Here is an 11,807-nt window from a genome sequence, read left to right as displayed (position 1 = left end):
CGGTCTATAAGTGCTCTTGATTCTCGGTGAAGCAGGCCCCACTTCCAGTCTGTCTATTGAAATGATAGCTGCTCAGACAACTTGTCCATAGGAAGGAGAAATAATGACCACCAACAAGGAAACTCTAAAATTTCAGACTGAAATCAATCAGCTGATGCATCTGATGATTCATTCTCTGTATTCAAACAAAGAAATTTTTCTGCGTGAACTGATATCCAATGCCTCTGATGCCTGTGACAAACTGCGCTTTGAAGCCTTGGCGGATCCCAGTCTGGTTGCGGGGGACAGCGAACTCAAAGTGCAGGTAGATTTTGATGCCGAACAAGGCACATTAACTGTCCGCGACAATGGTATCGGCATGAACCGCGACGAAGTCATTGCCAACATTGGAACCATTGCCAAGTCGGGAACCAAAGAATTTTTTGAGAGACTGAGTGGCGATCAGAGCAAGGATGCCAAACTGATTGGTCAATTTGGCGTAGGTTTTTATTCTGCCTTTATTGTCGCCGACCGCGTAAAGCTGAGTACCCGTCGAGCCGGAATGGAAGTAGAGCATGGTGTACGCTGGGAGTCCGATGGGACGGGCGCCTACACCCTCGAAACCATCGATTTGCCAGAGCGCGGTACCGAGATAGTGCTGCACATACGCGAAGATGAACGCCAGGACCTTCTGAATCTCTGGCGCTTGCGCGGCATTATCAACAAATACTCAGACCATATTCCCCTACCCATTCTGATGCGTAAAGCGGGCGAAGATGGCAAGCCCGGCGATAGCTGGGAGACCGTCAATAAAGCCTCTGCTCTTTGGCAACGTTCCAAGTCTGAAATCAGTGATGCAGAATACAAGGAATTTTATCAGTACGTCAGCCATGATTATGCTGATCCACTGGCCTGGGCGCATAACCGGGTGGAAGGTCGCCTCGAATATACTTCTCTGCTCTACATTCCCGGCAAGGCACCTTTTGATCTTTGGGAACCCAATCAGACGCACGGCATCAAGCTTTACGTGCAGCGCGTTTTCATCATGGACGATACCGAACACCAGATTCTGCCCCGTTATTTGCGCTTTGTACGCGGCGTCATGGATTCCAGCGATCTCCCCCTGAATGTTTCCCGCGAAATTCTTCAGGGCAACCGGGTCATTGACCAGATGCGCTCGGGCTCCATCAAACGGGTACTGGGCCTTTTGGAAGAAATGGCTGAAAAAGAACCCGAAAAATATCAAAACTTCTGGAATGAGTTTGGACGGGCACTGAAAGAAGGTCCTGGTGAAGATTTTGCCAATCGCGAACAAATCGCGAAATTATTACGTTTTGCGAGCACCCATTCCGATACTGAAACCCAGAATGTTTCTCTGGCTGATTATATGGGCCGTATGCGCGAAGGTCAGGACAAAATATATTACATTACTGCGGATACTTTTATTGCTGCCAAAAACAGTCCACAACTGGAACTGCTGCGTAAAAAGGGCATTGAAGTATTGCTGCTCAGCGACCGTGTGGATGAATGGCTGACCAGCCACCTCCATGAATTTGAAGGCAAGGCCCTGAGCTCTGTAGCCAAAGGCACGCTTGATCTGGGTAGCATTGAAACTGAAGAAGAACGCAAATCTCAGGAAGAAATCGAAAAAACCGCAGAAGGTCTGGTGGAGCGTATCAAAAATGCGCTGGGTGATCGGGTTGAAGCGGTTCGGGTTTCCCACCGGCTGACCAGTTCTCCTGCTTGCATGGTCCTGGGCGAACGGGACATGGCCCTGTATATGCAGCAATTATTGAAGCAGGCTGGACACGAAGTACCCAGTACCAAACCCACCCTGGAAATCAACCCTACCCATCCTATGTTGACCCGCATAGAAAGTGAAAAAGATGCGTCACGCTTTGCGGAGTGGTCATCGCTGTTACTGGATCAGGCGATTTTGAGCGAGGGCGGACAACTGGAGGATCCTGCTGGTTTTGTGGCCCGTCTCAACCAGTTAATGCTCGCCCTGGCAGGCTGATAAACCCACTGACCCTTTTGTTCAACGGTCATGGCATCACCTTCTAACCCACAGAAGGTGATGCTTTTTTATTTGCATATTTTCTTCAAAATAATACCTTTTCTTTTAATTCACAAAAAACACCATAGTTGAAATTATTTTTAAGATACCAAGTGTAATCATATGTAACCATGTTTCAATTTTTTACAGTTATATTATTGATATCTTATAGCGAGAGGTTTATGGTTCAGTAACTCCATGATGATACTGAATTATTCATTAACAAATTAGAATTTTCTAATTATTCAGCACGCCTCATGAGTGCATTTACAACGAGGTTTTTCCACATTTTCGATACGTGAGGAGCAGTGATGAAATTCCGCAAGATAGTCATATTATCAGCAGTCAGCATCCTGATTTCCGGGACCGCCTGGGCGCAGACCAATCAGGTTCCCCAGGATCCCATTAACAATACCCTGGACCCCCAAAGTCCCTTTGCGACGCTATATTTACCGCAAAATGCGCCTCAGGCAAATGATCAGGTCGGTCCTTCAGCGTGGACCCACGCCTATGGAAACCCTCAGCACAATGCCGGATTCCCGGTTGCGCACAACGCGCCCCGTTGGATTCGTGATGGCGTCCGCTGGAATTTCCCTGAAGCCCGGGCCTGGCCGCTCGATGATAACCATCCCTACGGCGAAAAAGTGGATGGCATCAAGGAAGCGCTCCCGGTACAAACCCAGTTTTACGGAAATGCCCTGGGCGTTTCGGTGGTCAAAGGGGTCGTGTATGCGGAAAGCGATGATATGTTCGCTTACGCCGTCAATGCCCAAACTGGCAAGCTGATATGGCGGAGCAGTCCAGTAGCCAACACCCTCATGGGTAACCCTCTGGTCGTCGGCAAAAAGGTCTATCTATCTGCGGGGAGTGTGTCTTTCAATTTTGCCAATGTCATGGAGTATTCCAAGCATCCCAGGCAGGCCGGGCGCGGCAAGGATATCAGTTACAACGGGATTTTCTGCCTGGATCGTCAGGACGGCAAGCTGCTCTGGAGTTTCAAGACCCAGGGTGATGCCATGCCCACCCCGGCCTATGCGGACCACTCGCTTTTCATCAGCACCGGCGACGGCAATATTTACCGGATTCACTCCACAGATGGAAAGGCCATCTGGAAAACCCATGTAGGGGGCATAGCCAACATGTCCAGCCCCGTAGTCTGGAAAAACCACGTTTACGTCTCCATGTCCGTCATCCCCGGTCTTTATGCACTGAATGTCAATAACGGCAAAGTGTTGTGGAAGGGTGAAATTCCCGGTGCCGTCAATACCGGCATGGGCGATGTATCCCCCGTTGTGGATAATGGCATTGTCGTCATGGATACCGTGGCCAATCCCAAAATGGTGGATGGCAAACCCACCATGGAAACCCTGGTTAGGGCTTTTAACGCCAATACCGGACAAGTTCTGTGGACAAACAATATGGGACGTGGCCCCAAGATTCCGGCCTTCAAGGGCGGGGTTCCCATGATTCATGATGGGATGGTTTATGTCGGTTCTCCTGTCACCTCGACCTATGAGGCCATGAATCTGCATACCGGTAAAGTGGCGTGGACCTGGCACGTACCCAATCCTGGTCCTGCCGGAGCAGGACGCGGTGCACCGACGTACTATGAAAATATGCTCTATATTTCTACCGGACCGGATATTTATGCCATTCAGCCTAAAACCGGTCAGATGGTTCACGAATATCATGTCGGAGGTCGCTTTGGCATCGTGAATCCCACCATTGTCGGGGGCACCATGTACCTGGGGAACTCGTGGGACTGGATCAATGCCGTACCGGTCAAGGACGTCAATCCGCAATTCAACGCCAACAAGGCTTAAATAAGGCTTAACAGGGGTTCAGAATGGCAACGACCATGAAATCTGCAGCAACCGATCAAGCCACGCAACATGCGTGGCGCATACTGGCCATCGGCATGCTCGCCGTGCGTTTTGTCCAGGGCTGGATTTACTGGGGTGGTGGCTCCCGCCGCTTTATTTATGGCCCCCAAAAAATCAATCCGGCCGGACACTGGATGGCTTACAAGTTTCAAACCGCCATGCCAGGAGCCATTCTTGGCTTGAATCATCTGGTGGCTTTTTTACTGCACCACTTTGTCCTGCTGTATGCGGGCGTCATCATTTTCAGCGCGGTTGAACTCATTTCCGGATTGATGTTGTTATCCGGCTTCATGACCCGCCTCGCGGCTTTTTTAACCCTGGGTCTTTCTTTCTCACTGATGCTGATGTTCGGATGGCAAGGGGCTACCTGTATTGATGAATGGACCATGGCGGCATCCAACTTCGGCATGGGCGTCACCCTGCTCCTCGTTGGTGGTGGTGCATACTCCATTGACAACTGGATGATGAAACGCAATCCGGCTTTGGCCCAGAAAGGCTGGTTTCGCTGGCTGGGAGGCAGCTTACCCCTGCCCCTGTCTGACGGCGCTTTCAAAAAGCTGGCCCTGACCCTGTTCTGGATTGCGGTCATTTTCATTGTCGCCACCTATTCTTACTATCGTGGCTCAGTGATCACCCCCTTCCACGGCGATCCTACCGGCGTGAAGGCCCACCATGTCAAAATGACCGATGTGCGGGTTCTGCCCGATGGTCGCGTGGATGTGCATATGTATATTGATGCAGGAACCGCTTCCGTACCGGCGCATATTATTGCCATCCGTCTGCTGGATTATAATGGCAAAGTCGTGGAGTCCTGGGATGGCAAGCAGCTTTCCCGTCTGAATCCCAAAGATATCCACAATGATTTTGCCTACCAGCAAATTGCTCCGGATAAAATTCTGGGCCTGAAGGCAGGTCTGGGGGCAGAAGCCATGTTGCATCTGCCAGTCAGCAGTACGGGCTTTATCAACACCAGTTCCGGTCCTTACCAGTTGCAAGTACTGAACATCAATGGTCAGAAAGCGGAAGTAAGCGCACAAATCGCCGCTCATTAAGGGTATTTGACGCGAACCGTTCGGCGGGAGACGATGCTGTTTGTTTCTCACCGAACGGATTTTTGTATGCAACGCTGTGCGTGGGTACCTCTCGACAAAGCAGATTATGTGCAATATCACGATCTGGAATGGGGTGTTCCCGTCCATGATGACCGGCAACTTTTTGAAATGCTCATTCTGGAAGGCAGTCAGGCCGGGCTGAATTGGTACACTATCCTCAAAAAGCGGGCAGCGTATCGTCAGGCTTTTCACCACTTTGACCCTGAAGCGGTGTCCAGGATTCCGGACACAGAGCTGGAAACGCTTTTAAACAACCCGGAAATTATCCGCAATCGCCTGAAAGTCTATGCAGCACGGGATAACGCTCGTATTTTCCTCACCATTCAAAAAGAATTTGGCTCTTTTGATGCGTACATCTGGCGATTTGTCGATGGTCAACCCCTGATCAACCGTCCCGGCAGCATGCTTGAAGTACCCGCCCGTAACGAAATATCGGATGCCCTATCCAAAGATCTCAAAAAACGCGGCATGCGCTTCGTCGGCCCGACCATCATCTATGCCTATATGCAAGCTGTCGGCATGGTCAATGATCACAGCACCGACTGCTTCAAAAGTTTGTAGTCCATAATCCTGAAAACGGCAGTTGCCGTGGGTGCTTTTTGCTCCGTTGTTCCTCGCCTGTTGTTCTTGGCGACATCAGAAAGGCTTGCATTTTCCTTTTTATCGGTTTACTGTATTTATATACAGTAACCGTAAGGAGGCTTATCATGATTACGCATCATTCTACTCTGCAGCTCTGGACCAAAACCATGGGAATCATTGTCTTCGGGGCATTCATCGGTGTCTGGCTCGGCCATCAGGATAAGCACTATCAGCCCGGCCCAAGTTCAGCTATGGAAACTGTCGCAGTCCAGCAAGTGCAGTATTTACCGGCCAGCGCACAAAATCCCGTCATGCCCCAAGATCAGCGTCCACAAATATGAGATCGTGCTAAACTGCTGCGCGACTACCATCCACCATTTGCAGAGGAAAACATTGGAACTTGATCACAAGGCCCGTGAGGCCATTGAAGACATCATCAACCGCCGGGAAGGCATCAATTCCATTCAGGCACAGTTGAAAGAAGACATGAAGGCCATTGCCGAATATCTGGCTGTCAAACCAGCTCAGGTAGCGCGTCTGATTAATCTGGTAGAACGGGAACGCGCCAGGGGAGACGTACTCGAAACCGAACGTGGCGTCATTGATGCCGCTGAATCCATGGTTCCGGTAACCGCTTCTGCCCAAGAGCCTGCACCCATTTAAGGCAGCCGGGGAACTTCTGGCAGATTGTCGGCGTCATACTGGTTGATCCTGAATAATAGTGAACCAGAGATGCCGCCGCTTACCATTCGTACTTACAAAACCGCCTTACCTTCATTTCTTTTTATTTCTGCGCTGATGACCTTGTCTTTGTCCGGTTGCGCCAGCACACCCGATAAAAAGGGCGAGCACATACACGTAGCACCCGTTGCGCAAATGTTCAGACCGGCCCAGGAAGCTCTGCATCGGGGCGATTACGATCGAGCCATCCGGCAATTTGAAAATTTGCAGACAGAATATCCCTACGGCCCCTATTCTGAGCAGTCCCAACTGGATACTGCCTACGCTTATTACCGGTCTGGCGATTCCAAAGCGGCAGCGGCAGCAGCCTCGGCTTTCATCAAGGCACATCCCGCAAATCCACATGTTGTTTATGCTTATTATCTGAAGGCTCTTGCCGAATATGAAGGCATTGAGGGTCCGGAATATACCCCTACTCCCGACTATGAAGCATTAAACACGTTCACCTATCTGGCCAAAACCTTTCCCAAGACACCATACGCAGTCAGTGCCCGACTGCACATTGCCAAAATTATCGACATTCTCGGCCAGCGTAATCTGAATATCTGCAAGTTTTATTATATTCGCGATGCTTATGTGGCTTCCGCCAATCGCTGCAGCAGGGTCATCACTGATTATCAACTCAGCCCGGCTCGTCAAGAAGCGCTCTATTATTTAACCAAATCCTATCTGCATTTGAATTTGAACCAGCAAGCACGGACCACAGCGGCCATATTACATGCCAACTATCCCCAGGGACGATTCACCAAAAGGCTGCGCTCACTTTGGGAACAGCCATCCAAAGCCAGCACAGCCGCCGCCGGTTAACATAGAACTTAACGATCCTGACGTTTTTTCAAAAGAATTTGCATATCTTCCAGAAACCAGGCACCGACAAATGCAGCCAGACTAAAACTGGCAGCTATCAGAAAATCCGTACGCAAGGTCTGAACAATCATGGCAGCGTGTTCAGCAGATGACGCCACGCCGGCCATTAATCCGGAAAAAACGGCACCAAAAGCAGCCACTCCCAAGGTTCCGCCCATGGAGCGAAACAAGGTAACCGTCGAAGTAGCCACTCCTAGATTTTTATGCGGAATCGCCAATTGTGCGGACAACACCAATACCTGCATGGTCATGCCAAGACCAAGGCCCAACAACACCAAGGCAGCGTCGATATGCCACATCGGGGTCTGCTCACCGAGTCTGGAAAGCCAACCCAAAGAAACCGTGATCAGCAGCGCACCGATAATGGGAAACTCCCGATAGCGCTGTTTATGGCTGATCCGCCGCCCGGCCATAATGGACATGGACAACATTCCGACCAAAAGATACAGCAATTCGAGTCCCGACATGGTAGGTGAAAAATGGCGAACATCCTGGAGATAGATGGGTAAAAAACTGATGGAACCCAACATGGCCAGGCCCACAAAAAAAGACAGGATGACACTCAGGGTAAACGTCCTGAAGTTAAAAAAAGACAGTGGTAGCAATGGTTGAGGATGGTGTTTTTCAAAGATGAAAAACCCGGCGAAACTACCCAATCCCAGCACCAGCATCAACCATAATTCGGGAGAATTCCAGGCCAATATCGGACCTGCCAGGCTGGCAAATAACACCAGCGCACTTAATCCCGTAATCAGCAAAACGGTCCCCCAGACATCCATAATCCATTCAGCCGTACGTAGAGGTTTGGGAAAGGCGGTGCCAATAACCAGCAAAGCAAATATGCCAATGGGCACATTAATATAAAAAATCCAGCGCCAGCTCAACGTCTCCACAATAAACCCACCCAGAAAAGGGCCAATTAAAGTGGCCAAACCAAAAGCAGCGCCGACCAGCCCCTGATAGCGGCCTCTTTGAGTTACCGGAATAAAATCCGAAATAGAGGCAATGGCGGTTACCAGTAAGCCGCCACCACCAATACCCTGTAAGGCACGAAACAGGATGAGTTCATCAATATTTTGGGCCAATCCCGAAAGGGCTGACCCGGCCAGAAATAATAACACAGCGGATTGCAGCAAATATTTGCGGCCCAACAAGTCACCGAGTTTGCCATACACCGGCAAACAGACCGTGGAGGTCAGCAGATAAGCCGTAACAATCCAGGGCAATTTAGCCAAGCCATTCAGGTCACGAGCAATAGTCGGCAAGGCAGTCGAAACAACAGTCTGATCCATCGCCGCGAGAAAAATGGAGGACAGAATGGCTACAAACATCAGCCGCGCCGACCAATCCAGCTGAAAATTCTTCTCGTTATCGATAGTGTCTGGTTTTATGTCCTGCATATCAGCTCGACTGCTCTGCGTCATCACGCTTCCACCCCTGCCACCAGGCCATCAACATGCCCATCAGCATCGGGCCCACAAAAATGCCCAAAATACCCAGCACCGAAAGTCCCCCAATGAGTCCCATAAAAATCAGCATGAAAGGCATTCTTGAACGACCACCGATGAGTAACGGTTTCAACAAATTATCTGCCAAGGTGGTAATAATGTTACCGGCAATAAATATCACCAAGGCCAGCAGCGGTTCAGATGCGGCCAACCAGACCCATAAGGTCACCCCGGTAAATACTGCCGAAGCACCAAAGGGAATCACGGAAAACACCCCGGATACCGTCCCCCAGATCAAGGCATGTGGCACTCCGCAGGCGGCATATAAGGCCCAAAACAACAGCGCTTCAAACAGACCGGTAATCACGACACTCCAGAAAGTGCCTCGCAAAATATCGAGACCACGGGAAACGACTTTCCACACTTCAGCACCAGCCAGTCCGGTCACCCGTTCGGCCAGTCCCTGAGCCAACGTTTCGCCATGCAACAGAAAGAAAAACAGGAGCAGCAACGCCAGACTGGCATTAAAAGCCGTATCTTCGGCACCACCAAGAACATTCAGCACCATTTGCCCATGCGCCAGCAACGCATCCGAGCCACTAAGAACCTGCAATCCCGTAAAATGCGGGGCCAAAAGAACACTTTTTGCACTGATTCCTGGTAAAAATGCGCCAAGCCAACCCGTAGCAACGCGCCACAAATGCCGCAACGGATCCAGTAAAATGAGCGGCAAATGCTGACTCATCCAGGCGGGTAGAGCCCAGTGCGATAGTTCTTCCCCAGAAATCCATGGCCCGAGCAAATGCAGACCGCGCAGCACTTCTAAAATCACAAAGGCCAGCGGCAAAAGAATCAAACTGGCCGCAGTCAGTGCAAAAAACAATGCGCCTAAAGGTCGCCATCGCCCCGGTATGCGCGCCACAAAAGGCCAGAAAACCACAGAAAGCACCGCCGACCAGGCCAAGGCTGACCAAAAATCCTGCAAGATCCAAATCAATGCAACAGCAATCAGTAAAATGGGTAACCAACGCTGCACGGATTGAGTACGATCCGTCAAAATGCTGCCCTCGTCTGAAATATCTTTTCCATTATGCCTGAAACTGAATTTTGGAGCGTCATAAAACCGCGCCGGCAGTGCGTGCGGCCGAGTGCCGGAAGGCGATGGAAAATAACCGCCTTGAACCGGGACATTGACGCCAGTGTCGCTCTGAAGTGTTTAATGATTATTATTGACGACTTCGGAGGCGATGATATAGCATCAAAACATCATATCATCCAACACGACGAAGGACTGTCTCATGCGTACCACACTGGATATCGAAGACGATGTGCTTGAAGCCGCACGTGAACTGGCGCGGCGTGAGCATATCAGTGCAGGTGCAGCAGTATCCCGACTTTTGCGTGTCGCGTTTACCGGCCATTTCCCCATATCCACAACGCCGCCAGAGACCACTGTAGTGAATGGCTTCCGCCCCATTCCAGCTAATAACCGGCTCGTCACCGATAGTCTTATCGACCGGCTGCGCGATGAATCTGGCCTCTGATGCGCGCCCTGCTCGACGTCAATGTACTGATTGCTCTGCTCGACGCCGCCCACATCCACCACCGGGCTGCCCATCATTGGCTCGCACAGCAGAGTGATGGCTGGGCCACCTGCCCGATTACCGTCAACGGCTGCCTGCGCATCCTCTCACAACCCGGCTATCCTGGAGCTTTGCCTATTGCGGATATCGCCGGGCGGCTAACCGATGCCACCGATTCCCGGTCTCACGCTTTCTGGCCCGACAGTCTCGACTTACTCCACAACAATTCACTGGACTGGACTAAGGTAATCGGTCACCGCCAAATTACTGATGTCTATCTGCTCGCACTCGCGGTGGACCATGATGGATGTTTTGCAACCTTCGACCGGCGCATTCAGCATAAGGTTTTGCACTCCGCCCGTGAGGAACATCTCATCATGATTCCAGGCAGATGAACTGAAAGATGTTCACTTGGGCAAAATTTGGGCGCAGATTTGTGCATTTTCAAGATGCCATAGAAATTCAATCGAAGCGCTTATGCTGCGGGGCTTGGTTGCCCGCGATGCGCCTTAACTCTCCCTCTTGTACCTCATATTCGCCCAAATGCGCGCGCATCAGGCTTTTCCATAGCTTTCCGTGGTTGGGAACCGAGAAGTGGAGCAGCTCGTGAACGATCACGTAGTCCCATAGCTCGGGTTTCAGGCCAGGCAGTTCGTCGCTGAAATTCAAATGGCCTGCGGTGGAACACGAGGCCCATTTGTTGCGCATCGGCCGCACCCCCAGCCAGACAATCTTGATGTCCAGCTTGCCCGCCCAATACCGGACGCGCTGTTTGAATTCCGTCTTCTTTGAATCTGCAGCCATCGGCGAAATCTGCGGTTTCAAATCCGATCCGCCTTTTCCAGCAGCGTAAACAGCTCATCCACCATCGCCGTCACCCGGTCCAGGTCTTCCGATTCCGCGAAGAGAGCGAAGGTCACTTTTTTGCGGAGTTCTCGGAAAGCGTTTTCGCTGCCCTTCCAGTTCGGAAACTCGGTGAATGCGTGGCGAATCTTCCGGCTGACCGTCTCGGCGTTCTGAACCTTCGCGTCGAGCAGGCTGCGGTAGACAAAATAGGTCAGGCCATCGAAAGACTTCTCGAGCTATAGTCAAATCTGGTGTATGAGTATTTTCTGACATAGATCAGGCGGCGGTCTGTTGATCATCCGGCAGGGTGAGGTTAGCCGGTATGCCATCGATAAATTTCACCCCTGCAAAAAGCTGCAGGACTTTCTCTGGAGCATAAATCCCAATCCAGCGTTTTTCAGCCTGCTGCAGCATCTTGAAACCCAATCCCAGAAAGCTGCTGCGTGATACACAGTTCTTCGTCCGGGTAGTCCGGTGGCGTACCGTAGCGAAGGTGGACTCAATGGCATTGGTGGTCCGGATATGCCGCCAGTGTTCGGCCGGAAAATCATAGAAAGCGAGCAATTCAGCCCGATCTTTTTCCAGTTTAGCCACAGCCTAGGGATACTTTGCCTGGTAATTGCGCACAAACACGTCCAGTGCTTTTTCCGCAGCCTGGCGATTGGCGGCCATCCAGATTTCCTGCAACGCAGCGTTGCAGGAAATCTGGA

At 51.0% G+C, this 11,807-nt stretch carries 12 protein-coding genes and 1 pseudogene; 9 read left to right on the top strand and 4 right to left on the bottom strand.

Going from position 1 to position 11,807, the window contains the following annotated elements:
- Window positions 1–103 precede the first annotated feature (103 nt).
- The 7 genes from htpG to H7F11_RS14255 all read left to right on the top strand — a co-directional run bounded on the left by htpG (window position 104) and on the right by H7F11_RS14255 (window position 7,160).
- Window positions 104–1,996 (top strand): molecular chaperone HtpG, encoded by a 1,893-nt coding sequence (htpG, locus tag H7F11_RS14285; protein ID WP_193651715.1) that lies wholly within the window; start codon window positions 104–106, stop codon window positions 1,994–1,996.
- A gap of 350 nt (window positions 1,997–2,346) precedes the next feature.
- Window positions 2,347–3,858 (top strand): PQQ-binding-like beta-propeller repeat protein, encoded by a 1,512-nt coding sequence (locus tag H7F11_RS14280; protein WP_193658212.1) that lies wholly within the window; start codon window positions 2,347–2,349, stop codon window positions 3,856–3,858.
- Between the two features lie 23 nt (window positions 3,859–3,881).
- Entirely contained in the window at window positions 3,882–4,970 is a 1,089-nt protein-coding gene (locus H7F11_RS14275) for a TQO small subunit DoxD (RefSeq protein WP_193651811.1), read from the top strand.
- A gap of 66 nt (window positions 4,971–5,036) precedes the next feature.
- The gene (locus H7F11_RS14270; RefSeq protein ID WP_193651810.1) at window positions 5,037–5,591 is read left to right on the top strand and encodes a DNA-3-methyladenine glycosylase I; all 555 of its coding nucleotides are present in this window, start codon (window positions 5,037–5,039) and stop codon (window positions 5,589–5,591) included.
- A gap of 146 nt (window positions 5,592–5,737) precedes the next feature.
- Window positions 5,738–5,953 carry a hypothetical protein gene (locus H7F11_RS14265; RefSeq protein WP_193651809.1) on the top strand — a complete coding sequence of 72 codons (216 nt, stop codon included), beginning with the start codon at window positions 5,738–5,740 and terminating at the stop codon, window positions 5,951–5,953.
- Between the two features lie 52 nt (window positions 5,954–6,005).
- The gene (locus tag H7F11_RS14260; protein WP_193651808.1) at window positions 6,006–6,275 is read left to right on the top strand and encodes a hypothetical protein; all 270 of its coding nucleotides are present in this window, start codon (window positions 6,006–6,008) and stop codon (window positions 6,273–6,275) included.
- A 69-nt stretch (window positions 6,276–6,344) separates the two neighbouring features.
- The gene (locus H7F11_RS14255; protein ID WP_193651807.1) at window positions 6,345–7,160 is read left to right on the top strand and encodes an outer membrane protein assembly factor BamD; all 816 of its coding nucleotides are present in this window, start codon (window positions 6,345–6,347) and stop codon (window positions 7,158–7,160) included.
- An 8-nt stretch (window positions 7,161–7,168) separates the two neighbouring features.
- Here the strand turns inward: H7F11_RS14255 and H7F11_RS14250 are convergent, their stop codons facing one another.
- Both H7F11_RS14250 and H7F11_RS14245 read right to left on the bottom strand, forming a co-directional pair.
- Entirely contained in the window at window positions 7,169–8,644 is a 1,476-nt protein-coding gene (locus tag H7F11_RS14250) for an MDR family MFS transporter (protein ID WP_227485535.1), read from the bottom strand.
- Window positions 8,622–9,725, bottom strand: coding sequence for an AI-2E family transporter (locus H7F11_RS14245; protein WP_010638541.1), 1,104 nt, complete (start codon window positions 9,723–9,725; stop codon window positions 8,622–8,624). The genes H7F11_RS14250 and H7F11_RS14245 overlap by 23 nt, the downstream gene beginning before the upstream one ends.
- Before the next feature lie 241 nt (window positions 9,726–9,966).
- On the opposite strand from H7F11_RS14245, the gene H7F11_RS14240 reads away from it, so the two are divergent.
- Window positions 9,967–10,212 (top strand): hypothetical protein, encoded by a 246-nt coding sequence (locus H7F11_RS14240; RefSeq protein ID WP_031575201.1) that lies wholly within the window; start codon window positions 9,967–9,969, stop codon window positions 10,210–10,212.
- Complete coding sequence (locus H7F11_RS14235; protein WP_031575198.1) at window positions 10,212–10,646, top strand: TA system VapC family ribonuclease toxin; 435 nt, start codon at window positions 10,212–10,214, stop codon at window positions 10,644–10,646. Before H7F11_RS14240 ends, H7F11_RS14235 begins: the two co-directional genes overlap by 1 nt.
- 67 nt (window positions 10,647–10,713) lie before the next feature.
- Here H7F11_RS14235 and H7F11_RS14230 read toward each other — a convergent pair whose 3' ends face one another.
- A complete protein-coding gene (locus H7F11_RS14230; RefSeq protein ID WP_227485534.1) occupies window positions 10,714–11,076 on the bottom strand; it encodes a M48 family metallopeptidase in 363 nt (120 codons plus the stop codon).
- A 297-nt stretch (window positions 11,077–11,373) separates the two neighbouring features.
- Window positions 11,374–11,807, bottom strand: a pseudogene (locus H7F11_RS14220) (transposase); the annotation flags it as partial.

The organism is Acidithiobacillus sp. HP-2 (assembly GCF_015100155.1).
Classification (GTDB): domain Bacteria; phylum Pseudomonadota; class Gammaproteobacteria; order Acidithiobacillales; family Acidithiobacillaceae; genus Acidithiobacillus.
This window is presented reverse-complemented; position numbering and strand designations above follow the sequence as displayed.